The following is a 23,303-nucleotide window of genomic DNA, read 5'->3' as shown; positions in this document are numbered from 1 at the left end:
GCCCTCGGGGGTGTTCGGCCGTCACGAGCGCACGTCGAGTTCGGCGAGAGCGGCACCCTTGCCGCCGCTCCGTACGGTGACGCGGACGTACCGGGCGGGCGTCCCGTCGGGCGAGTGCCAGGTACGGCGGTCCGCCGAGACCTCGATGCTGTACGACCCCGGCCGCTTGGTCCACATGGGTTGAACGGTCCCGACACGCACCGCCCGCCCCAGGTCGACGGTCAGGGACGCGCGATCGGCGTCCGGGGACCAGGCGGTCGCGGGGCTGCCGTCCACGGCGGCCTCCGGGTAGAGGCCTGCGACGGAGGAAGTGGCCGTCGCCGGGCGGCAGCGGGCCAGGTCGGTGGTGGGGGTGAGGTCCGGGCGCCGGGTCTTGAGGGTGACCGTGCCGGAGAGGGTGCGGTGCCCTTCAGGGGTGTCCAGCGTGAACGGCGCCCCGGACCGCAGCCGTACCGTCGTCGTCCTCGCCCCGATCGCGATGTCGTACGTACGACCGCGCCAGCGCAGCCCCGACAGCCGTACGCCGTCCGCGAGTTGGGGCGGCAGGGTCGGGTCGAGGTGGAGGGCGTCGGGGCGCAGCCGCAGACCGGTGAGGCCGTGGGTGAGGACCTGGAGGAAGCCGCCCTTGCCGGTGAGGAAGTCCTGGGCGGGGGAGCCCGCGAGGGGATCGGACGCGCCGGCCTTGTCGCCGCGCGACTCGGAGAACAGGGCGAACGGGCCGCGGGCGAAGGGCTGGTAGGCCCGCCGCAGGAAGGTGTACGCGGCACAGCCCGGTTCGCCGATCGCCGCCGCGTCGATCGCGTGGACGGCGTCGGTCATGGCCGGACCTTCCGGGTCGGTGCGCTGGGCGTAGTAGTCGAGGGTGGCGGCCGCGGCACCGGCCGGCATGGGCCACTCCAGCGGGTAGATCAGCAGCACGGTGTCGGCCTGCTTGATCTGGGAGCCGCCGTAGCCGTCGTACTGGAGGAAGATCCTGCGCTTCGGGTCGTAGGGGATGCGCAGGCGGTCCGCGATCGTGAGCCAGTCGGCGGGGGCGGTCGTGCCGAGGACGTGGGCCGCGTCGGTGGCGGCGCGGAGGGCGGTGGCGGCGACGGCGTTGGTGTAGACGCCGTCGTTGACCCCGTTGCTGTACTCGTCGGGTCCGGCGACCTCCTTGACGGAGTACGACCCGTCGGAGTTCTTGGTCGCCCGCGAAGTCCAGTACTGGGCGAGGCCGTTGAGGAGGGGCCGGCCGCGGGTGCGGAGCCAGGTGCGGTCGCCGGTGGCGAGGTAGTACTGCCAGGCGGCGAGGGCGATGTCGCCCTGGAGGTGGTTCTGGGTGACGCAGTGAGGCGGCTGCCAGCTCTGGCACTCGCTCCACAGCCGGCCGTGACTCGCGCTCGTCCACGGGAAGAAGAGGCCCTTCACCGCGGTCCTCGCGGCGTTCTCGGCGGCGGCCGTCCGGGTGCGGTACCGGTATTCGAGGACCGGGCGGGCGAGGTCGGGGTGGGTCGCGAGCAGCGAGGGGAACATCCAGGTCTCGGCGTCCCAGAAGACCATGCCGGCGTAGTTGTCGCTGGTCAGCCCGGCGGGCGCGATGCTGTTCCGGGCACCGGGCCGCAGCGCGGACAGCAGCCCGTACTGGGCGGAACGGGCCCAGAGTTGGAGGTCCGGGTGGCCGGGAACCTCGATGTCGGACGCCCACAACGCCCGCCACGCGGAGGTGTGCGAGGCGAGCAGCGCGTCCCATCCCCGCCGCGCGGCCCGCCCGGCGGCATCCTGGGCGGCGGAACGGGGGTCGTGGGAGGTGAGGGCGGTGTCGACGCCGACGTACTTGGTGGCGGTGTAGCCACGCCCGGAGCGGACGGGCAGAACGATGGCCTGACTGGCACTCAACCCACCCCGCTTAAGCGGCTGTTGGGCACGCCGCCCGGGCGCATCCAACACAGACGCGACGGCCCCGACGACACCTGTCCCCTCCGTGCGGAACGCCACGCCGATGGCGCGTTCGCCGACGTGGCCGCCGTCGGTCCGCGTGACACGGCGGGCGCCGCGGCCGTCGAGACGGTCGGTGACGGTGAGTTGGCCGTCCCAGTGCGGGGTCATCCGCAGGTGTACGGCGCCGGTGTGCGGGGAGTCGCGGGCGGCGAGGACGTCGTAGACGAGGTCGGTGCGGCGACCGTCCGTGCTGACCCAGGTGAGCGACGTACGGACGTACCCACAACGGAGGTTGAGCGTCTGACGGTAGCGGCTGACCCGGCCCCCGCCCCCACCGCCGTACGTCTCGGCCCCCACCGTGACATCGAGCCCGGTCCAGTTCGGCAGCCCGGCGAGGGCCTCACGGCCGGCCGTGTCGGCGGGCCCCCGGGCATACAGGCCGGAGACGAACGCGCCGTCGTAACGCGGCGTGTAGAGCGGCCAGCCGGTCTTCTCCCCGGACGCGGCGTACCCCGCACCGGCGGGCGGGACCCGGGTACCGAGGTAACCGTTGCCGACGTAGGGGTGGTAGGTGTCCGCCGGGTCGATCCGGCTGGCGGAGGGCGCCCAGCCGCGCGCGTCGCAGTCGTCGCGGGGGTGGCGGTGGGGGAGGGGTGCGGCTGACGCCGGAGGGAGCGGGAGGAGCAGGGCGGCGGCCAGGAGGGGGAGCAGCAGGCGGGTCGGCTTGGTCACCGTTCGACGATGGGGTGCCCCGCGGGACGACGGCGGGAAGCGCGCGGGGGAGTACCACGTACGGAGCGCACCCGGCCCCGCGCCCCTACCTCCCGTACGGCGTCGGGTCGGTGACCCAGCCCGCAGTCAGGATCAGGCGGGACTCCCGGTGTACGGCCAGGAAGCCGAACGGGCGGTCGAAGCGGGCGGTGACGACGGTGGTCGTGTGGCGGAGGTCGGGCCGGGCACCGCCGGGGACGGGCGCGACCGCGGTCACCGCGGCGGCGCGGAAGCCGAGGGCGCCGAACTGCGCCACCGTGGACTGTTCGGCCCGGCCGATGGCCAGCGGGGTCGGGGCGATGCCGGGGAAGTGGCCGTCGCCGGTGTCCATCGCCGTCGTGAACCCGAACAGGCCGTGCAGGTCCAGGAGATCGTGCCGGGCCCGCATGTCGTACGCCACGGTCGTGACCGACAGCTCCGGCGGTTGCGGTGCGGCACAGTGCTGTTGCTCGACGCGCAGGCCCGGTCCCACGTCCCCGTACGGGAGTTGGCCGCTCGGGACCACGGGAAGCCGGCGGGCCAGCACGTCAACTCCCGTGCCCAGCACCTGACCTGGGGTCATGCGCTGCTCGCCGAGCAACAGGTGGACGTCGATCCCGTTGTCGCCGGGAACCTTCAGCGCGGTGACGTAACCGTGCGGGCCGCTCGCCACGCCGACCCGGTCGAGACGGACGCCGGTGCGGTGCAGGCCCACCAACTGCCGTCCCTGCCACGGTCCGGCATCCGGGGTGAGCCTCAACTCGCCGAAGGGGCGCGGCCATTCGGTCCGGAGCGCCGGCGCGCTCGCCAGGACCATCAGCACGCCCTCGTCCAACGCGACCGGCATCCGCTCGACCAGCCCGCCCGTCCGCTCGGCCGCCCACGCGTCCAACGCCCGCTGCGAGGCCGGGAGATCCTCGGTGAGCACACCGTGCGTGCCCGCCGCCAGCCCCGCCCGCCACTCCTCCCGTACGGCCAGTTCACGCCGGGTCCACAGCCCGAGCGCGGAGTTCAGCCCGGGCATCGCCCCCATCACGTCCAGCAACTCCCGTGCGGCGAACGCCGCTTGGTCGGCGGGCACCCCCACCGCATCCGCGAGCTCCGCCCGCGCGGCCCCCCACGCCCCGTCGGCGAGAAACGCCAGCAACGGCCACACCCCGGCGGCCGAGAACACCGAGCCCCCGGTCACCGAGCCGGCCCACCGCGCCGTCAGCCGATTGACCGCGCCAACGGTCCCACCGCCCCCCGAGCCCTCGATCTCCGCCCGCCCGACCACCGCGCCCTGAACCGCTGCCAATTCCGCCCCCGTGAGTCCCGTACCGCAAGATCACCCGACCACAAGATCGCGCACGGGAAGGCTATCGTCGGCCGCTCCGCCCCGATGATCAGCCCCAGCCCTGCGCAGCGAACGGCTCCGGTTCCGTGCCCGCCCCGCCGCCGGCCCGCCCAGCAACTCCCGCGCCACGGCGCCGGATTGCCCCGCCGGAACCCCCACCGCGTCCGCCGGCTCCGTCCGAGCCGCACCCCCGGCGCCGTCCGCCGGCAGGGCCAGCAACGGCCACACCCCCGGCGCCGAGAACACCGTGCCCCCGTCGACCGCCCCCGCCCACCGCGCCGTAAGCGCGTTCACCATCTGCACGGTCGTCCGCGCGACCCGCTCCCCCCAGTTCTCGACTCCGCTCGAACCGGGGGGACCCCCATCGCCCCCGCTCACCTCGCGCTTACCATGCGCCAAGTCGTACGTCAGTTCCGCGTCTGAAGATCTCCGGTTCTCCCTCCGGAGATCCCCGCCCGAACCAGGAGCACGGTAACCGGTGTCCATACCCCCGCCCCCGGAGCCCCAAGGGCCGCCCACCCAGGGTCCCGAGAGCCCCCAGGACCAGCCCCCGGCCCAGGCTCCCTCCCCGCAGGCTCCCTCCCCGCAGGCATCCACCCCGTACAACCCGTACGCCCCGCCGTCGCAGGACCCGTACGCCCCGCCCGCGCAGGACCCGTACATCCCCTACGGCGCGCAGCCCCAACCCCCGTACGGGACACCGCCGCAGACCCCTTACGCCCCGTACCCCCAAGGTCCCCAGCCCCTTCCGGGTCCCTATGGGCCGCAGCCCTACCAGACCTGGGCCCAGGGCTACACCCCGTACAACAACCCCGCGCCCCTCAACGGCATGTCCGTGGCCGCCCTCGTGCTCGGCATCCTGTGCTGCATACCGGGGGTCGGAGTCGTCCTCGGGCTGATCTCGCTGAACCAGATCAAGAAGCGGGGCGAGCGCGGGCGGAGCATGGCGGCGGCCGGGATGGTGCTGTCGGCGTTCGGGCTGGTGGTGTGGGTGCTCGGGGCGACCGGTGCGGCGACCGGGTTCTGGGACGACGTGAAGGACAGCGCGCGGAACAATGCGAGTGCCACCCCGGTGAAGGGCGACTGCTTCGACGCGCCCAGCGGTTCGCTGGAGGGCATGACGTACGACTTCGACGTGGTGTCCTGCGACGGCGAGCACGACGGGGAGGTGTTCGCCGTCGTGCGGATGGGGAGTGGCTCGTACCCGGGGGACAAGAAGGTCACCGCGACCGCGGACGACAAGTGCTACGCCCTCCAGGACGCCTACGCCATGGACGGCTGGGCCGTGCCCGACGACGTGGACATCTACTACGTCACCCCGACCTCGCAGAGCTGGAGCCTGGGCGACCGCGAGATCACCTGCGTGTTCGGCAACACGGACGAGGAGGCGAGCCTGCCCGGGGGTTCGCTGCGCAACGACGCCACGACCCTCGACTCCGACCAGCTCGCGTACCTGAAGGCGGCCCACGTCCTCAACTCGGCGCTGGACTCGGCCCCCGACGCGCGGTACGTCGAGGACGACCTGCCGGGGCACAAGGCCTGGGCGGGCCGGGTCTCCACCGCACTGACCCAGCAGGCCGACCTGCTGGAGAGTCATGAGTGGGCCGGTGCTTCCGACAAGCCGGTCGCGGCCCTGGTCAAGGATCTGCGAGCGGCGCAGAAGGAGTGGGCGAAGGCCGCCAAGGCCTCGGACGCGGACGAGTTCTACGGGTACTACGACAAGGGCGCCGACCTGATCGACCCCCCGAAGTCGGTCACCGCCCGCGAGGCTCTGGGGCTCGCCACGACCCCTCCGTCGTACGACCGGAACGACGGTGGCGGGGACGGCGGAGGAGACGTCGGCGGCATGGAGGTGTGACGGCTCCCATAGCGGGGAGAAAGTGCCTGGGTAAAGCCCACGCCGGGCATAAGTCATCACATCGAGTGATTCTTTGGCCTTTGCTTGCATGGCACAACCCACGGTTGCCAGGCTGTCGCTGTCTGTACAACCTGATGGGAGCGGCCAGTGACATTCGGTGAGCAGCCGGCGTATCTGCGCGTCGCGGGTGATCTCCGCAAGAAGATCGTCGACGGCCAGCTGCCCCCACACACCCGGCTGCCCTCGCAGGCCAGGATCCGCGAGGAGTACGGGGTCTCCGACACGGTCGCGCTGGAGGCACGCAAGGTGCTGATGGCCGAGGGGCTGGTCGAGGGCCGCTCCGGGTCGGGGACGTACGTACGCGAGCGTCCCGTGCCGCGGCGCGTCTCCCGCTCCGGGTTCCGGCCGCCGGCCGGCGCGACCCCGTTCCGGCAGGAGCAGTCCGAGGGGGAGGCGCGCGGCACCTGGGAGTCCAGCAGCGAGCAGGCCGAGGCCGGCGTCGCCGTCGCCGAGCGGCTCGCGCTCCAGCCCGGTGACCGCGTGATGTGCACGAAGTACGTGTTCCGGGACGCCGGCGAGACGATGATGCTCTCCACGTCCTGGGAACCCCTCGCGGTGACCGGCCGTACGCCCGTGATGCTGCCCGAGGAGGGCCCGCTCGGCGGCATGGGGGTCGTCGAGCGGATGCGTGCGATCGACGTCGTCGTCGACAACGTCACCGAGGAGGTCGGCGCCCGGCCGGGTCTCGCCGAGGAGTTGCTGGCCCTGGGGGGAGTCCCCGGGCATGTGGTCCTCGTCATCCAGCGCACGTACTACGCCTCGGGGCGCCCGGTGGAGACGGCCGACGTCGTGGTCCCGGCCGACCGCTACCGGATCGCCTACCACTTGCCGGTCAAGTAGCCCACCGAGCGGAACACCGGGCGGAGCACCGAGGAGCGCACCGAGGAGTGCGCTCAGAGTGAAGTAGTCCACCCCTTACGGCATTTGTCGCCGGAACCGGTCAATCCGCCCTGTCCCGGGCGCCGTTGGATTCCGGTCTTTCTCGCAGGTCGTTCGCGGCGCCTGTAGCGTGCCTCCCACCGGATGCATCGAGGTGCGCCAACGGCGCGTTCGTCATCGTGCGCCCCCTCCGTCCTGGCTTGTTGCGTACCTCTTTGTGAAATCCCGTATTCGCTGCGTGAAGGTTAGGCGTAGGCTCCGGCATATGCGGATTGCGGTTTCCTTATGGGGTGGGGCACGGCACGAACCGCGAGCGGGAGGCGGAGGGGCGCGATGGCGATGAACGACGGCACGATCACTCTTCCCTGGCTCGTGATACGGCAGGACGACAACGGCAATCGCTACCGCGTGGGGCGGTACGCGACCCGCGCCGAGGCCCAGAAGATCGCGGACAGCCTCGACGACCGCGGGCACAAGCAGCTGTACTGGGTCGAGCGGATCGGCCAGAGCGAGGACGCCACCCGCAACTGACCGCGCCCCCGCGCCCCGTAGGCTCCGGCGCATGACGACACGGATCGTGGTGGTCGGCGCCGCCCTGTTCGACGGTGGCGGCGACGGCGGCCGACTGCTCGCCGCCCGCCGTAGCGCGCCTCCCGAACTGGCCGGGCGCTGGGAACTCCCCGGCGGCAAGGTCGAACCCGGCGAGCGCCCCGAGGCCGCGCTGGTGCGCGAGTTGCGCGAGGAGCTCGGCGTGGACGCCGAGACCGTGGAGCGCGTCCCGGGGGAGTGGCCGCTGAAGCCGCCGTACGTCCTCCAGGTCTGGACGGCCCGGCTGCTCCCCGGCTCGGCGGAGCCCGAGCCCCTCGAAGACCACGACGAACTGCGCTGGCTCGCCCCCGCCGACATCTGGACCGTCGACTGGCTCGACCAGGACGTGCCCGCCGTACGGGAGGCACTCGCGCTTCTCGACGCCGGGGCGCGCTGAACCGAAGCCGTCGCCCTCGTCCGTCGTGCTGCCGGGGCGCGTTGAGGCTGTCGTGGGCCGAGATGGCGGAGCGCGCCGAACCCGGCGTACGCCGTTCGTGCCACAGTGCGCCCTGGGGGACGGTACCGGGCCCTGAATATCGGGTATGTGCCCATTAACCCCATGAAATCGGACATGGGCGAGCTGGCTGGCCCGGGATGTGATCGGCTTGATCGACACCGAAGGCGACTGCGCCGAGTGGACCTTTCCCGCGGACCCCGGAGCCGTCCGCACCGCACGCACCGCCGTCCGCGGCCAGTTGCGGGACTGGGACCTCGACTCCCTCGCCGACATCGCGGCGCTGCTGGTCAGTGAGCTGGTGACCAACGCGCTGCGGCACGCCACCGGCCCCATCGGCGTCCGGCTGGTCCGGCCCGTCGGCCCGGCCGGTGTGCTGCTGGTCGAGGTCTCCGACCCGCTGCCCGATCCGCCCCGCGAACGAGTCGCCCGCCCCGAGGACGAGAGCGGCCGGGGTCTCCAACTGGTCGCCGGCGCCTGCGTCCGCTGGGGCACCCGGCCCGGCGGGACGGGCAAGACCGTGTGGTTCGAGCTGGCCGTACCCGGGTGAACCGAGGCCGAACACAGCTGTACGAACCGGACAGTCGTGTCCATCGAGTGGTCCAGGCCTGTGACGGTTGTCGATCGGCGTGGTTCGACTGCGTGTCCGCTGGTTAGAAGACTGGGAGTGTTGTCGCAGGCAGGTCCGAAATGCATCGGGATTGTCCTGTGATCGTGAACACCGTGTTGTGCGGCGCCGTAGTGCTGGATACTGCGGGCAGCCGCCCCCGGTGACCGGTGCCGGACGCGGTGAGCTGGAGGGGACGGTTCGCGTGAGCGAGATACCAGCGAAGGCCACGGAGTCCGAGGACCCGTCGGACCGCGCGAGGGCTGAGGCCGCGGGTCACATCGACGTGCCCGGAGGCGACGGAGTGTCCGCCGCCGACGTCATGTCGGGTGTGTCCGGCGGTGACGCGATGACCGTCGGCGACGCCATGTGGCAGAGCAGCCCACCCGGTTCGATCTACGACTACATCAAGGTCGCGTCCTTCTCCATAGGCCCCGACGGGCTCGTCGACCAGTGGAGCCTGCGGGCCGAGCAGCTGTTCGGCATCTCCACGGACCGCGCGGTGGGCATGGATCCCATCGAGGCGTTCGTCGACCCCGAGCTGCACGAGCGCGGCCAGCGGAAGATGGCCGAGATCCTGGACGGCCGGGAGTGGACCGGAGTGGTCCCCTTCAAGGCGCCGGGGGCCCCCGGGGGCGAGCCGGGCAAGGAGGGTCTCGCCGAGGTCTATGTGATGCCGACGCGGACCGAGGAGGGCGAGCGGGCCGCCGTCTGTATCGTCGTCGACGTCCGCATCCTGCGTCGGATAGAGACCGATCTCGCCGCTTCGCAGTCGATATTCGGTCAATCTCCGTTCGGGTTCCTGCTGATCGACCCCGACCTGCGGGTCCGGCGTGCCAACCAGCAGATCGCCAACACCTTCGGCGGCAGCCCCGACGACCACCGCGGCCGGGGCGTCCAGGACTATCTGCAGAGCCCCGAGGCCGAGCGGGTCACCGCGACCCTGCGCCGCGTCCTGGAGACCGGCAACTCCATCACGGACATGCACGTCACCGGCCTGGTCCCGGGTTCCGAGGAGCGCCGCCACTGGTCCATCAACCTCTACCGCGTGCACAGCGGAAGCGGCCGTCCCATCGGCATCGCCTGGCTCGGCACCGATGTCACCGACCGCCGCGCCGCCGCCCGCGAGGCCGCCTCCGCGCGGCGCAATCTCGCCCTTCTGAACGAGGCCGGCGCCCGCATCGGGAACTCCCTCGACCTGGAGACCACGGCCCGCGAACTCCTCGACGTCGTCGTCCCCGGCTTCTGCGACCTGGCGACCGTCGACCTCTACCAGGGTCTGCTGGCCGGCGACGAGACCCCGCCCGGCCGTGCCGACGGCAGCGCGGAACTGCGCCGAGTGGCCTTCGCCAGCGCGGTATCCGACGCCCCCTTCGCCGGCGGGGGCGCCCCGGTGTCCGTGGGCGCGGTCCACCACTACCCCTTCAACTCGCCCTGCGCGGACGCCCTGCGCACCGCCCGCCCGCAGTACATCCCCGCCGAGGAGGGGGGCCCGGTCCAGTCCACGCTGGCCGTGCCGATGGTCGCCCATGACACCGTCGTAGGACTCGCGCAGTTCGCCCGGACGAAGGGCAGCGAGCCGTTCGGGGACCGGGACCGGGATCTCGCGGTGGAACTGGCGGCGCGGGCCGCCGTCTGTATCGACAACGCGCGGCTGTACCGGCGGGAGCACGAACGGGCGTTGATACTGCAGCGGTCCCTGCTCCCGCCCGGCGACCCGGAGGCCTCCGGTCTCGACATCGCCTGCCGCTACCTGCCCGGGAACGCGGCGACGGAGGTCGGCGGTGACTGGTTCGACGTCATCGAACTCCCCGGCCACCGCACCGCGTTGGTGGTCGGAGACGTGATGGGACGCGGTCTACGCGCGGCGGTGGCGATGGGCGAACTCCGCACGGCCGTGCGCACGTTGGCCCTCCTGGACCTCGAACCCGCCGAAGTCCTCTCGGCGTTGGACGAGATCGCCCGAGGCCTCGGCACGCCCGGCGGAGTCCAGCAGGCCACCCGGGCGGCCCGCCGCCCCCGCGAGGCGGACCTGGCCGAGGTGTACCTCGCGACCTGTATCTACGCGGTCTACGACTCGGTGACCAGGCGCTGCACCTTCGCCAACGCGGGCCACCTCCCGCCGGTCCTGGTGGAACCGGGCGAGGCCGCGCTGATGCTCGACGTCCCACCGGGTATGCCCCTGGGGGTCGGCGGCGAGCCCTTCGAGGAGGTGGAGGTCGAACTCCCCGAAGGCGCGCTGCTGGCGCTCTACACGGATGGACTGGTCGAGTCCCGCGACCACCCCCTGGACGAGGGCCTCCAGGCGTTCGTGGGCGCGCTGACCGACCCGGCGACCCGTGGTTCGTCCGACGGCAACCCGCCCACCGCGGCGGCGCTGAACGCCGAGACCCACCGCGACCTGGAGGACGTGTGCGACCACGTCCTCAGCACCCTCGACACCCACCACGGCGAGGACGACATCGCGCTCCTCATGGCCCGCGTCCAGGGCCTGCCGGCCGACTCGGTCGGCGACTGGACCCTGCCGCGCGAACCACGCAGCGTCGGCCGCGCCCGCGAGTACGCCCGCGCCCGCCTCCAGTCCTGGGACCTCGAACCCCTCATCGACACCGCCGAGTTGCTGGTCAGCGAACTGGTGACGAACGCGCTGCGGTACGGCGAGGGCGAGATCAGGCTCCGTCTCCTGCTGGACCGCACCCTGGTGTGCGAGGTCTGGGACGCGGGCCTGGTCCAACCCCGCCGCCGCCGCGCCCGAGACACGGACGAGGGCGGCCGGGGCCTGCAACTCGTCGGCCTCCTGTCGGCGGCGTGGGGCTCACGCCGGACGCCACGCGGCAAGACGGTGTGGTTCGAACTGCCGTTGCCGGACGGGGAGAACGGGTTGGTGGACCCGGCGGAGGCGTTGCTGAGCCTGTTCTGACGGCTCCGGCGATCCCGGCCGCTTTCGTTGTTCTGGGGGCGGCCGTCGGCGGGTGGTCTGGCTTGTGCCGGTGCCCGTGCCTGCCGCCGCCGACTGCGGTGTTCTACGTCGGCGGGAGCGCGCGGCGCTTTCGTGTGGCCGGTCCGCCGAAGGTGAGGGGCGGGCCGCCGTCCGGGTCCTCGCCGAGGAGGATGCCGCCGAGGACCGCCCCGCCGACCCCGCTCGTGTGCTCGTCGGCGGCACCGGCGTACGGGTTCCCGTGCACACGGACGTCCTGCTCGGCCGACTCGCGGGCCTCCTGCGCGGGTACGTCGGCCGCGGCGGGGTCGGTTGTGAGCAGCAGCGTGGCTTCGGTCAGCCGGGTGCGGGCTTCTACGCCCACGGCACCGCGGTGCGTCGCAATGAAACCGTCCGCCGAGCCGACGTCGTTCCGCGCGACGAGCCACGCGGCGGCACCGAGGACTCCGTCGCGCGTCCCGCCCAGCGGCAGCACGGCCTGGACGATGCGGCGCAGGGCGTCGAGGGGGTCGTGGTCGTCGGGGCGGTCGCGGGTGAGTTCTTCTCGTACGGCGGCGAGGGTGGTGTGGGCGTGGGCGAGGTGGGTGTGGAGGGGCCCAGCGATTGTCCCGGCTGTTGCTCTTGCTCTTGCCGTTGCGATTTCGGCTTCGGCACCGGTGAGTGTGGCGGGCACCAACTCCGCTGCGGCGGCGAGTGAGTTGGCGAGCCGGTCGACGTCGTTCAGGAAGGTGTCGGCCTGGCTGATGGCGCCCTCGGCGGCACGGAGGGAGCGTATGGCCTCGCCGGTGTGTTCCAAGTCAGTTGCCTGCCGGGCTTGGTTGAGGTGGGTGGTGGCGAACACGAGCCGGTCCTTGGCCTGTTCGATGTACCCGGTGACGGTGGTGATCGTGGCCGCGGGTGCCGGGTGACGGGAGTGCAGGTCGGCGAGGGTGGCGTCGACGCCCCCTGTGCGGCCGGCGAGTTCCCGGAACCGTACCTCCGCGACGCCGAGGGCGTCGTCCAACTCCCGCTCCAACGCCCGGAGTTGATCGAAGGCGGGTGCTTCGGTGTCCAACCGCCGCCCGGCCTCGGCACACCGTCCGACGATGCCGGCGAGGGCCTGCCGTCGGGCGGCTTCTTCATTCGGTTCCGGGACGCCTCGGTCGTAGCGCAGGCGTATCGCGAAGGCGGCGGAGAGCTCGCGCTCGGCGTCTCGGAGAGCCCGTACGAACGGTTCGACGGTCGTGTCCCCGAACCGGGCCTGGACGAAGGCGAGTTCCGCACGGCTGGTGCGCAGGCAGTCGTCGGTCTGGACGAGGGCGGCACCGGCTTGGCGTTCCAGTACGGGGAGCGGAGTGACGGGAGGTTGGGGGGATACGACAGCGACACCGGGAGTAGTACGGGTACGGCCCCTACGGGTGCGCCGCACATACCCGTACCCCGCGAGTACGCCTACGCCGCCGACGGCGACGAGGGGGAGGACGAGGTCGGCGCCGGAACCCCCCTCAGCCTCCCGCTGACCATGTCGGCCCGCACCGGCGACGGCCCCGTCCCGGCTCGCCGCAACCGGAGCCTCCGCATTGATCGTCATCACCGGCAACACCAGCCACACGACCCCGACCGCTCCACCCAACACGGCATGCCCCACCCGCACGGATATGTGGGAGGTCCCGCGCCGCGGCCGGCCCCGTATCAAGGATGACGTCACGTTTCGGAGCGTATGAGCAGGATTGCGCTAGCGCGACCGGGGTGGGCCTGGGGTGGGACGTGGGGGTGGGTGGGGGGTTGGTGAGGTGCGATGGGTGTGGCTATGGGGAGGGGTGGCGTGGGGATGGGGCATGTAGGGGGATCGGGGTCGGAGTCGGGGCGAGTGGGTGCGGGGGCCGGGGCTGGTCCGGATCCGGAGATACGTGGGGGCGACCTATCCGCGGATCCGGAGGGTGAGGGGCGGGAAGCGGAGGTCGGACTGGGGGACGGAGCCAAGCCGGGCGAGCCGGAAACGGGGAACCGCGGAGGGAGCGGAGGGACCGACGCGCCTGCGGCGACCGTTCCGCCCGAGGCCGCCGTACCCCCACGGGGGCCATCCGCACCCGACGACGAAAGCAGCACGGGTGGGCGGGGTGGGAAAGCGATGTGGGTTCGGCGGAGCCTCGTCGCGGTTCTGGTTGCCCTGTTGGTGCCTGCCCTCGGTGCTGAGATCGCCCTGCGGCTGAACTACACCGGTGAGGTCTCCGACGGTACGTACACCCGGGGCCAGGACGCGATCTGGCTGGGGCATGCCTGGGTGGACGGGCGTAAGACCGACGCGGACCTGGCAGCGCTGGCCGGTCGGCTGAAAAGCACCGGTATCCGTGACCTGTACGTCCATTCAGGCCCCCTGGAGCACGACGGCACCCTCCCGGAGTCGGACTATCCCAAGGCCGCGTGGTTGATCGAGTCGGTGCACAGGGAACTTCCCGGGGTCCGCGTACAGGCCTGGCTGGGTGACAAGCTCGCCACCGAGAGCCCGGACGGCCTGCGCCTGCAGAACGCCGCGACCCGCACCGCCATCGTCGCCTCGACCCGCCAGATCCTCGCCGCCGGCTTCGAGGGCGCCCACCTCGACCTGGAACCCCTCCACTCCGGCGACGCGAACTACCTCGACCTCCTCGACGGACTCCACGAGGTCACCCGGGCCGACCACGCCCAACTCTCCGTCGCCGCCCACCAGATCGACCCGCTCCCCGCCTTCCACTCCTTCTGGGGCACCGTCACCAACCACCCCAAGTGGTGGTCCCAGGCGTACTTCGGACAGGTCGCCCGCCGCGTCGACCAGATCGCCGTCATGTCGTACGACACGATGCAACCCCTCCAGAGCCTCTACGGCGGTTACGTCGCCCAACAGACCTCCCTCGCCCTGGAGGTCACCCCGGCCGGCACCGACCTCCTCATGGGCCTGCCCTTCTTCCACGAGAACCGCTTCGGCCACCACGGCGCCGCCGAGACCGTCCCCGCCGCCGTACGCGGCGTACGCCTCGGCCTGTCCCGCACGGACGCCGACCGTACGAACTTCGGTGTCGCCCTGTACGTCGACTTCGCGGCGACGGAGGCGGACTGGACGGCGTACCGGGAGGGTTGGGTGCGCTGAGCGCGCCCGCTCAAGTTCCCTGAAAACACCGCGCTGTTCGGAGCCCGGGGTGCGATGATCGGCCAGGTCCGATGGGGGTGGGCGATGGTGGGGACGGTGCTGGCCGCGGCGGCCTGTGCGCTGGTGGCCGTGAGCGGAGTCGTCGCGGTGACGACCGGCCGTATGCTGCCGACGCTGCAAGGCCGGGTGGTACGGCCGGAGTTGTGGGGTTACGGGCAACTGATCTTCGCGTCGGGCATGGCGACGGGTATCTCCCTGCGCTGGTGGGCGGGTTCCCTGGCCATGGGCGACGCGGGTGGCGTGACGGCGCTCGCCCTGATCGCCCTCGGCTGCGTACTTCAGTGGCGTGCGCAGCACCCCGCGACCCGATGACCGCCACCCGCAAGACCCTCAACCGCACCGACCTCGCCCCCTTCGCCCACGTCCTCGGCCACACCCTGCACGATGTGACCCGCCTCCGGGGCGGTTCGAAGAAGGGCGTCTACAGGCTCACCTTCCAGGACCGTTCGACCGCCGTCGCCTACGTCTGGTCCCCGGACGAGGATCTCTGGGACGCCGGCCCCGCCGACCCCCGCGACCCCTTCTCCCACGCCTCCGGCCTCACCCTCTTCAGCGCCGCGGCGCACCGCCTCGCCGCAGCCGGCGTCCGCGCCCCGCGCCTCCTCCACGCCGACCCCACCCACAGCCACCTCCCGGCGGACGTGGCGATCGTCGAGGACCTCCCGGGCGGCACCCTGGAGGACCTGCTGGACGACGACAAGGCCGCCGTACCGAAGACGGGGACGGAGGCGCTGGAGCGGATGGCGGTCCTCCTCGACACCCTGCACGCCTGCACCGGCCCGCGCTTCGGCAAGGTCGCGGTCGTGGACAACGGCGGTTCCTCGTACGGCGGTTCGTGCGAGGCGGTCGTAGCCGAACGAGCCCTGAGCGACCTCGACGAGCTACCGGCACGCGACCCACGAGCGGCAGCGGCCCATCCCCAACTGGCTGACGCGGTAGGGACGTTGGCCGCTCGCATCCAACCCCGCACCGGGCCCCTCACCCTCATCCACGGCGAACTCGGCCCCGACCACGTCCGCGTGACCCCCGAAGGCGACCTCGCCCTCATCGACATCGAAGGCCTCATGTACTTCGACGCCGAGTGGGAACACGTCTTCCTCCGCCTGCGCTTCGGCCCCCACCACGACCCGCTGCGCACCGAGGGCCTGGACGAGGACCGGCTACGCCTCTACGCCCTGGCGACGCACCTCTCCCTCGTCGCCGGCCCCCTCCGCCTCCTGGACGTCGGGGACTTCCACGACCCGGAGTTCATGCGCGGCATCGCGGAACACAACCTCCAGCAGGCCCTGTCCTTCGTGGAGCGGACCTGAGCGGCACCGAACTGACCCTGGCAGTGGCGCTGATCGCCGTCCTCGCCGGTGTCGGCCTCGGTGCGATCACGCGCGGCTGGACCCCGCTCGCGCGCCGGAACCGCATCGTGCGACCCCGGCTGTGGGGCTACGGCATCCTGGTCAGCGACGCGGGGCTTGCCGCGTGCGTGTTCTTCGGGCCGTTCCAGGGCCCGGACGACTCGCGGCTGGCCGCGTTCGCAGTGGTCGGTGCCGTCGTGGTCTTCGCCGGGGTCCTGGTACAAGGTGCCGCCCTCGACCCCGCGAAGCCTACGAAGAACGCCTCCTGATCTTCGACCCCAGCCACACCAGCGGGTCGTACTTGCGGTCGACTGCCCTTTCCTTCAAGGGAATCAGCGCGTTGTCCGTGATGTGGATGCCCTCGGGGCAGACCTCGCTGCAGCACTTGGTGATGTTGCAGTAGCCGAGGCCGTGTTCGTCCTGGGCGGTCTTCTTGCGGTCGAGGCCGCTCTCGGAGGCCGCGTCCAGCGGGTGCATGTCCAACTCCGCGACCCGCATGAGGAATCGGGGACCGGCGAACGCGGTCTTGTTCTCCTCGTGGTCGCGGACGACATGGCAGGTGTCCTGGCACAGGAAGCACTCGATGCACTTGCGGAACTCCTGCGAGCGGTCGACATCCTCCTGCATCATCCGGTACTCGCCGGCCGCGACCCCCTCCGGCGGTACGAACGACGGAATCTCCCTGGCCTTCTGGTAGTTGAAGCCGACGTCCGTCACCAGATCCCGTACGACGGGGAAGGCACGGAGCGGGGTGACCGTGATCGTCTCCTCGCGGGTGAACACCGACATGCGGGTCATGCACATCAGCCGGGGGCGTCCGTTGACCTCCGCCGAACACGAACCGCACTTGCCCGCCTTGCAGTTCCAGCGCACGGCGAGGTCGGAGGCCTGGGTGGCCTGGATGCGGTGGATGATGTCCAGGATCACCTCGCCGTCGTTGACCTCGACCTTGAAGTCCTCAAGGTCGCCGCCCTTGACGTCCCCCCGCCACACCTTGAAGCGGGCCTCGTAGCTGCTCACTCGTACAGCTCCTCTTCGGCGAGGTACTTGACCAGCTCTTCCTTCTCGAAGAGGGCGAGCAGGTCGGCGCGGATGGGATCGGTGGTCTCGCGGGTCAGGGCGATCTGGCCGGACACCTGGTCCGTGGCCGCCAACCCGCCGGTGGGGTCGGTCAGTTGGCAGAGGAGGTTGATCCGGCGCCAGTCGCGGTTCATGCCCGGGTGGTCCTCGCGGGTGTGTCCACCGCGCGACTCGGTACGCTCCAGCGCGGCCCGCGCCACGCACTCGCTGACCAGCAGCATGTTCCGCAGGTCCAGAGCGAGATGCCAGCCGGGGTTGAACTGCCGGTGGCCCTCGACTCCCGCCCGGCGGGCCCGTACTCGAAGATCGGCCAGTTTCTCCAGCGCCTGTTCCATCTCGCCCTCGCGGCGGATGATGCCGACGAGGTCGTTCATGGTCTGCTGGAGTTCCTGGTGGAGGCTGTACGGGTTCTCCGGCGGACGGCCGTTCTCCTGGCCGGGTTCCGGACCCTCCGCCGAGAAGGGGCGCAGCGCCTCCGCCGCCGCCAGGTCGACCTCCGTGTCGTCCACCAGCGGGCGGCTGTCCGCCAGGTCCGCCGCGTGGTCCGCCGCGTGCCAGCCCGCCCTGCGGCCGAACACCAGCAGGTCGGAGAGGGAGTTGCCGCCGAGCCGGTTGGAGCCGTGCATGCCGCCGGCCACCTCACCGGCCGCGAACAGCCCCGGTACCCCGCGTGCCGCCGCCGTGTCCGACTCGACCGCGACGCCGCCCATCACGTAGTGACAGGTCGGCCCGACCTCCATCGCCTCGGCGGTGATGTCGACGTCGGCCAGTTCCTTGAACTGGTGGTACATGGAGGGGAGTCGGCGCCGGATGACCTCCGCCGGCATCCGCGTCGACACGTCCAGGAAGACCCCGCCGTGCGGTGAGCCGCGGCCCGCCTTCACCTCGGCGTTGATGGCGCGGGCGACCTCGTCGCGGGGGAGGAGTTCGGGGGGACGGCGGTTGTTGTCGGGGTCCTCGTACCAGCGGTCGCCCTCCGCCTCCGACTCGGCGTACTTCTCCTTGAAGACGTCGGGGATGTAGTCGAACATGAACCGCTTGCCCTCGGAGTTGCGCAGCACCCCGCCGTCGCCGCGTACCGACTCCGTGACGAGGATGCCCTTCACGGACGGCGGCCAGACCATGCCCGTCGGGTGGAACTGCACGAACTCCATGTTGAGCAGCGGCGCTCCGGCGAGCAGCGCCAGCGCGTGCCCGTCGCCCGTGTACTCCCACGAATTCGACGTCACCTTGAAGGACTTGCCGATCCCGCCGGTCGCGATCACCACGGAGGGCGCTTCGAGGACCATGAAACGGCCCGTCTCACGCTCGTAGCCGAAGACCCCGGAGACCCGGCTCCCGTCCTTCAACACCCGTGTGACCGTGCACTCCTGATAGACCTTCAGGCGGGACTCGTAGTCGCCGGTCTCCTTGTAGTCCTCCTGCTGGAGCGACACGATCTTCTGCTGGAGCGTGCGGATCAGCTCAAGTCCCGTACGGTCGCCGACGTGTGCGAGGCGCGGGTACTCGTGGCCGCCGAAGTTGCGCTGCGAGATCCGGCCGTCCTGCGTACGGTCGAAGAGGGCGCCCCAGGTCTCCAACTCCCAGACCCGGTCCGGGGCTTCCTTCGCATGCAGCTCCGACATGCGCCACTGGTTGAGGAACTTGCCGCCGCGCAGGGTGTCGCGGAAGTGGACCTGCCAGCTGTCGTTGGAGTTGACGTTGCCCATCGCCGCCGCGATGCCGCCCTCGGCCATCACCGTATGGGCCTTGCCGAACAGCGACTTGCAGATCACCGCCGTACGGGCACCGCGCTCGCGCGCCTCGATGGCGGCCCGCAGACCGGCGCCACCGGCACCGACCACGACGACGTCCCACTCCTGTCGCTCGACCACGGACATCAGAAGGCCCCATCCAATCTAGAAGAAGCGCGGATCGTTGAAAGCGCCGGAGGCGACCAGGTACACGTAGAAGTCGGCGGCCGCCACGCTGATCAACGACGCCCAGGCGAGCTGCATATGACGGTTGTTCAGCTTCCCGACGAACTTCCACGCCTTGTAGCGCACGGGATGCTTGGAGAAGTGCTTGAGCTTGCCGCCGACGATGTGCCGGCAGGAGTGGCAGGACAGGGTGTACGCCCAGATCAGCACGATGTTGGCCACGAAGACGAGGGTGCCCAGGCCCATGTGGCCCCAGTGGTAGTGCTCGTCGCGGAAGGTCAGCACGGTGTCGTACGTCAGCGTGCCCGCCACCAGGAGCGCCGCGTAGAAGAAGTACCGGTGGACGTTCTGCAGGATCAGCGGGAAGCGGGTCTCACCGCTGTACTTCTTGTGCGGCTCGGCCACCGCGCAGGCCGGGGGCGATGCCCAGAAGCCGCGGTAGTAGGCCTTGCGGTAGTAGTAGCAGGTCAGGCGGAAGCCGAGCGGGAAGATCAGGATGATGATGGCGGGGGAGATGCCCCACCAGCTCCCGAAGAGATCCGCGTTCGGGCCCGCGTGCATCGTCCGGCACCGGTCGGCCAGACAGGGCGAGTAGAACGGCGAGACATAGGGCGCCGAGTAGTAGTTCGAGTCCGCGAAGGCCCGCCAGGTCGAGTAGACGACGAAGGCCAGCAGTCCGGCGGCGGTGACGGCCGGGGCCAGCCACCAGCGGTCGGTCCGCAGATGCGGGGCGTCGATCGCGGCGCGCGTACCGGTGTGTACGCCGCCGCTCTTCGGTTGGGGTTCCGTACCAGTGGCCAAGTCAGGACTCCGGTCGGTTCAGGGTGCGTGGCGGTCGTGGGCGCCGAGTCCTTCGTCGTCCGAGTCCGTCCACAGGGTGTTGTCGTAGGGGGTGTCGGGGATGGAGACGAGATCGGGGCGCCGGGGGCGCTCGATCCCTGGTGCGGCGTCGCGCAGCAGTGCGACGCTCTCGCGCAGCCGGTCGGCGTCGGCCTTGACCCTGCGCATTTCCAGGCCGCCGCTGCCGAATTGGTTCTCCAGCCGCCCCACCGACCTGAACAGGTCGTCGAGACAGCGCTGGACTGATGTCAGTTCGTCGTGCACGGACATGACGTGACCTCGCTTCCGTGGGCGTCGGCCCTGGACGGCAACGTTCATGCGCCTGCGAGTGTTGCGCCTCACACCTGCCGGTGGGAAGCGGTGTGCACGGATTGGCCGGGGTGCGTTGGTGTGTACGGGGGCAGATTCGAACATTGCGCCGCACGGGTGGGCTTCCCGGCGCCCCTCGCCGTGTCGCCCTTCATGGCCGAACCGTTTCCTCTTCAGTGGCCGCAAAGATCTGATCAGCTCCATATACGCCCAAAAGTGATCAGAAGCCCGCGGCTTACCGGAGGTAGCAGTGATGTCCCACGACGGCGTCAGACTGCGCGCGGTCATGCGCTCGGTCGTCTTCCTCACCGCGGGCGCGCTCGCGGTGCCCACCCTCGCGGCGTGCAGTTCCGACGACGAGTCGGGCAAGCCGCTGGCCGGACAGGACATCGCGCCCGTCGGCCGTGACCTGGTCGCCGACGGCGGCACCCTGAACTGGGCCGTGGACGACGTACCGGAGACCCTCAACACGTTCCAGTCGGACGCCGACGACGCCACCACCCGCGTCGCCCAGGCCGTCCTGCCCGCCATGTTCCGCCTCGACTCCCAGGGCCGGCCGCAGCGCGACGCCGACTACCTGGAGTCCGCGAAGGTCGTCGACACCGAGCCCAAGCAGGTCGTCCTCTACAAGCTGGACCAGCAGGCGGTGTGGAGCGACGGCCGCGAGATCGGCGCCGCCGACTTCGCCGCCCAGTGGCGCGCCCTGTCCGGCAAGGACTCCGCGTACTGGACCGCGCGCAACGCCGGCTACGACCGCATCGAGAAGATCGAGCGCGGCGCCAACAACCTTGAGGTCAAGGTCACCTTCAGCAGGCCGTACGCCGACTGGAAGGCGCTGTTCTCGCCGCTGTACCCCAAGGACGTCATGGGCACCCCGGACGCCTTCAACGACGGCGCGCGCCGCAAGCTGAAGGTCACCGCCGGGGCGTTCTCGGTGCAGAAGGTCGACCGCAAGGACAAGGAGGTCGTCCTCGGCCGCAACCCGCACTGGTGGGGCCGGCCCGCGAAGCTCTCCCGGATCGTGCTGGCCGCCGTACCGCTCGACAAGCGGGCCGCCGCGCTCGCCGACGGCACGGTCGACCTGGCCGAGATCGACCCCGCCGACGCGAGCCGTATCGCGCTCGCGGGCCGCGCCAAGGGGACGAGCACCCCGCTCCAGGGCGCGAGCCCCACGGCCAGGGACGAGAGCAAGAACGAGAGCCGGCAGAAGAAGAAGCTCGGCAAGAAGCAGCGCAAGGCACTCGCGAAGTACCTGCGCCAGCAGGACGCGCTGCGCGCCTTCACCGTCCGCCGCTCCTTCGAGCCCGCCTACACCCAGCTCGCCCTCAACGGCTCCGAGGGCCCCCTCGCCGACGAGCGCGTCCGGCGTGCGGTGGCCCGCGCGCTCGACCGTACGGCGCTGGCGAAGGTCGTCCTCACCCCGCTCGGCCTGCCCGCCGTGCCGGTCGGCAGCCACCTCGCGCTCTCCGGGCAGGTCGCGTACGCCGACAACAGCGGCGCGCTCGGCGGCCAGGACACCACGGAGGCGCAGGCGCTGCTCGCCGACGCCGGCTGGGTGCCCGGCGGACCGCTCAAGGACAAGGGCGAGAAGGCCGCGGGCGCCGAGGGCAGGAAGAGCAAGAAGTCCGACGACGAGGCCGGCTCCGAGGGCGGCTCCGACGGGCAGTACATCGTCGGCGAGGACAACAAGGACCCGCAGGACCACACCAAGAAGCACGAGAAGGCTTCCGGGCACGGCGGTGACGAGGGCTCCAAGCACCTCGCCGACGGCAAGCAGTACGACGGCCGCAAGGTGAAGCAGGGCGGCGCACCCGGCGCGTACGCCCCCAAGGGCACGGCCGCCCCGGCGGGCGCGAGGACCGGGCCGCTCGCCAAGGACGGCAAGCCGCTCACCCTCCGCTTCGTGCTCCCCTCCGGCACCGGTTCGGAGTCGCTGAGCGCGGTCGCCGAGAGCATCTCCCGGATGCTGGAGAAGGTCGGCATCCGCACGGAGATCACCAAGGTCTCCGACGACAGCTACTTCAAGGACCACATCGCGTCCGGCCAGTACGACCTCGCCCTCTACTCCTGGCCCGCGTCCGCCTTCCCCGCCACCGACGCCCGCCCGATCTTCGCCAAGCCGGTCCCGGCCGCGGACGGCTCCCTGAACGTCGAGCAGAACTACACCCGCGTCGGCACCGACCAGGTCGACCAGCTCTTCGACCAGGCCGCCTCGACCCTCGACGAGGACGAGTCCGCCGCCCTGGTCCGCAAGGCCGACGCCCGCATCTGGGCGGCGGCCGGCTCCATCCCCCTCTACCAGCGCCCCCAGCTCACGGCCGCCCGCAGGACCGTCGTCAACGCCGGCTCCTTCGGCTTCCAGACCCCGGTCTACGAGGACATGGGCTTCCTGAAGAAGGGCGCCCACCCCTCGGCCAGTCCGACCAGGGACTGAGGGGTTAGCATCACCCGCACATGACGAGCACGGCCGCCGTCCCGCAGCTCCTTGCGGGGCGGCGGCCGTCGTACGGGGGTGGGTTGTGCGGGGTTGGGGAGCGGCGGTGGCCGTGGTGGTGCTGGGTGTTGGGTCGGCGGGTTGTGGTGTCACGGCGGGGGAGAGCCGGCTGTCCGCCGACGCGGCCACGATCTGCGCGCACGGGACGTACGCCTGGTCCGGCATCCGGCACGTCGAGCGGCTCACCGGGCTGCCCGACCGGATCACGTACGCCGACGGCGGGTACCAGGGCGTCATCGAACCCGTCTCCGGCACTGTCTACCGCCCCACCGTGACCCACCCGCCCAAGGGCGTCGGCGCCGCCCGCGTGATCAAGGCGCTGGGCACCCATCTGAAGACGGACAACCCGCTCGCCGGGCCGTCCGAAACGGCCGGGCACGAGAAGACGGACTTCTTCAACGAGATCGCCGGACCCCGGCAGCCGTACTATGCCTGGGATGCGGTCGACCTGATCGAGGCCGACTTCACATATACCTGCGGACTGAACCAGCCGGTGCACGGCCATGTGCACACCTGGGACACCTACGCCGGCGCGTTCCTGCCCTGCTCCGAGCCCTCCGAGGGCGCCCCGGCCAAGGTCGCGGCCGTGAAACTGTGCCCCGCCGAATCCCCTGCCGTGACCGGCGCCTGACCGCTTCCGGCGTCGCCCGTAAGGCCCTGCGGAGGCTCCTTCCCCGTACGCCACGTACGATGGGGTAAGGCCGTGGCGTGTCCAGCCCGGCAGGGTCCGCGTAACACAGACGTACGCGCAGGCCTTCC

Annotated in this window: 19 protein-coding genes; 12 read left to right on the top strand and 7 right to left on the bottom strand. The window is 71.3% G+C overall.

Going from position 1 to position 23,303, the window contains the following annotated elements; all coding sequences use genetic code 11:
- Nucleotides 1–21: 21 nt before the first annotated feature.
- The gene (locus OG226_RS19035; RefSeq protein WP_328679371.1) at nucleotides 22–2,649 is read right to left on the bottom strand and encodes a discoidin domain-containing protein; all 2,628 of its coding nucleotides are present in this window, start codon (nucleotides 2,647–2,649) and stop codon (nucleotides 22–24) included.
- Nucleotides 2,650–2,734: 85 nt separating this feature from the next.
- Entirely contained in the window at nucleotides 2,735–3,925 is a 1,191-nt protein-coding gene (locus OG226_RS19030) for a serpin family protein (RefSeq protein ID WP_328686355.1), read from the bottom strand.
- A gap of 556 nt (nucleotides 3,926–4,481) precedes the next feature.
- On the opposite strand from OG226_RS19030, the gene OG226_RS19020 reads away from it, so the two are divergent.
- The 6 genes from OG226_RS19020 to OG226_RS18995 all read left to right on the top strand — a co-directional run bounded on the left by OG226_RS19020 (nucleotide 4,482) and on the right by OG226_RS18995 (nucleotide 11,369).
- Nucleotides 4,482–5,861, top strand: a complete 1,380-nt coding sequence (locus OG226_RS19020; protein WP_329349542.1) for a DUF4190 domain-containing protein — start codon at nucleotides 4,482–4,484, stop codon at nucleotides 5,859–5,861.
- 147 nt (nucleotides 5,862–6,008) lie between these two features.
- On the top strand, nucleotides 6,009–6,761 hold the full coding sequence (locus tag OG226_RS19015; protein WP_329349541.1) for a GntR family transcriptional regulator: 753 nt from the start codon (nucleotides 6,009–6,011) through the stop codon (nucleotides 6,759–6,761).
- 378 nt (nucleotides 6,762–7,139) lie between these two features.
- Nucleotides 7,140–7,331: an SPOR domain-containing protein gene (locus tag OG226_RS19010; protein WP_033286475.1), complete on the top strand. Its 192-nt coding sequence runs from the start codon at nucleotides 7,140–7,142 to the stop codon at nucleotides 7,329–7,331.
- 31 nt (nucleotides 7,332–7,362) lie between these two features.
- Entirely contained in the window at nucleotides 7,363–7,785 is a 423-nt protein-coding gene (locus OG226_RS19005; RefSeq protein WP_328679368.1) for a (deoxy)nucleoside triphosphate pyrophosphohydrolase, read from the top strand.
- Between the two features lie 199 nt (nucleotides 7,786–7,984).
- A complete protein-coding gene (locus OG226_RS19000) occupies nucleotides 7,985–8,392 on the top strand; it encodes an ATP-binding protein (protein ID WP_329349540.1) in 408 nt (135 codons plus the stop codon).
- Nucleotides 8,393–8,654: 262 nt separating this feature from the next.
- Nucleotides 8,655–11,369 (top strand): SpoIIE family protein phosphatase, encoded by a 2,715-nt coding sequence (locus tag OG226_RS18995; RefSeq protein ID WP_328679366.1) that lies wholly within the window; start codon nucleotides 8,655–8,657, stop codon nucleotides 11,367–11,369.
- Nucleotides 11,370–11,472: 103 nt separating this feature from the next.
- Here the strand turns inward: OG226_RS18995 and OG226_RS18990 are convergent, their stop codons facing one another.
- A complete protein-coding gene (locus OG226_RS18990) occupies nucleotides 11,473–13,074 on the bottom strand; it encodes a hypothetical protein (RefSeq protein WP_329349539.1) in 1,602 nt (533 codons plus the stop codon).
- A 258-nt stretch (nucleotides 13,075–13,332) separates the two neighbouring features.
- Between OG226_RS18990 and OG226_RS18985 the strand changes: the two genes are divergently transcribed.
- Genes OG226_RS18985 through OG226_RS18970 form a run of 4 tightly spaced genes read left to right on the top strand, consistent with a single transcriptional unit; the run spans nucleotide 13,333 to nucleotide 16,171 of the window.
- Entirely contained in the window at nucleotides 13,333–14,493 is a 1,161-nt protein-coding gene (locus tag OG226_RS18985) for a hypothetical protein (RefSeq protein WP_443067001.1), read from the top strand.
- A 54-nt stretch (nucleotides 14,494–14,547) separates the two neighbouring features.
- Nucleotides 14,548–14,865 carry a hypothetical protein gene (locus tag OG226_RS18980; RefSeq protein WP_329349537.1) on the top strand — a complete coding sequence of 106 codons (318 nt, stop codon included), beginning with the start codon at nucleotides 14,548–14,550 and terminating at the stop codon, nucleotides 14,863–14,865.
- On the top strand, nucleotides 14,862–15,863 hold the full coding sequence (locus OG226_RS18975; RefSeq protein WP_329349536.1) for a phosphotransferase family protein: 1,002 nt from the start codon (nucleotides 14,862–14,864) through the stop codon (nucleotides 15,861–15,863). The genes OG226_RS18980 and OG226_RS18975 overlap by 4 nt, the downstream gene beginning before the upstream one ends.
- A gap of 23 nt (nucleotides 15,864–15,886) precedes the next feature.
- Nucleotides 15,887–16,171 carry a hypothetical protein gene (locus OG226_RS18970; protein WP_329349535.1) on the top strand — a complete coding sequence of 95 codons (285 nt, stop codon included), beginning with the start codon at nucleotides 15,887–15,889 and terminating at the stop codon, nucleotides 16,169–16,171.
- Here OG226_RS18970 and OG226_RS18965 read toward each other — a convergent pair.
- Genes OG226_RS18965 through OG226_RS18950 form a run of 4 tightly spaced genes read right to left on the bottom strand, consistent with a single transcriptional unit; the run spans nucleotide 16,152 to nucleotide 20,011 of the window.
- Nucleotides 16,152–16,922 carry a succinate dehydrogenase/fumarate reductase iron-sulfur subunit gene (locus OG226_RS18965; protein ID WP_328679360.1) on the bottom strand — a complete coding sequence of 257 codons (771 nt, stop codon included), beginning with the start codon at nucleotides 16,920–16,922 and terminating at the stop codon, nucleotides 16,152–16,154. The genes OG226_RS18970 and OG226_RS18965 overlap by 20 nt on opposite strands.
- Entirely contained in the window at nucleotides 16,919–18,862 is a 1,944-nt protein-coding gene (locus OG226_RS18960; RefSeq protein WP_328679358.1) for a fumarate reductase/succinate dehydrogenase flavoprotein subunit, read from the bottom strand. The genes OG226_RS18965 and OG226_RS18960 overlap by 4 nt, the downstream gene beginning before the upstream one ends.
- Before the next feature lie 18 nt (nucleotides 18,863–18,880).
- Nucleotides 18,881–19,702: a hypothetical protein gene (locus OG226_RS18955; RefSeq protein WP_266861771.1), complete on the bottom strand. Its 822-nt coding sequence runs from the start codon at nucleotides 19,700–19,702 to the stop codon at nucleotides 18,881–18,883.
- Between the two features lie 18 nt (nucleotides 19,703–19,720).
- Nucleotides 19,721–20,011: a hypothetical protein gene (locus OG226_RS18950; protein WP_019058435.1), complete on the bottom strand. Its 291-nt coding sequence runs from the start codon at nucleotides 20,009–20,011 to the stop codon at nucleotides 19,721–19,723.
- A gap of 292 nt (nucleotides 20,012–20,303) precedes the next feature.
- On the opposite strand from OG226_RS18950, the gene OG226_RS18945 reads away from it, so the two are divergent.
- Both OG226_RS18945 and OG226_RS18940 read left to right on the top strand, forming a co-directional pair.
- Nucleotides 20,304–22,484 (top strand): ABC transporter family substrate-binding protein, encoded by a 2,181-nt coding sequence (locus OG226_RS18945; RefSeq protein ID WP_329349534.1) that lies wholly within the window; start codon nucleotides 20,304–20,306, stop codon nucleotides 22,482–22,484.
- A gap of 106 nt (nucleotides 22,485–22,590) precedes the next feature.
- The gene (locus OG226_RS18940) at nucleotides 22,591–23,175 is read left to right on the top strand and encodes a hypothetical protein (RefSeq protein WP_329349533.1); all 585 of its coding nucleotides are present in this window, start codon (nucleotides 22,591–22,593) and stop codon (nucleotides 23,173–23,175) included.
- Nucleotides 23,176–23,303: the final 128 nt, after the last annotated feature.

This window comes from Streptomyces sp. NBC_01261 (assembly GCF_036226385.1).
GTDB lineage: Bacteria > Actinomycetota > Actinomycetes > Streptomycetales > Streptomycetaceae > Streptomyces.
This window is presented reverse-complemented; position numbering and strand designations above follow the sequence as displayed.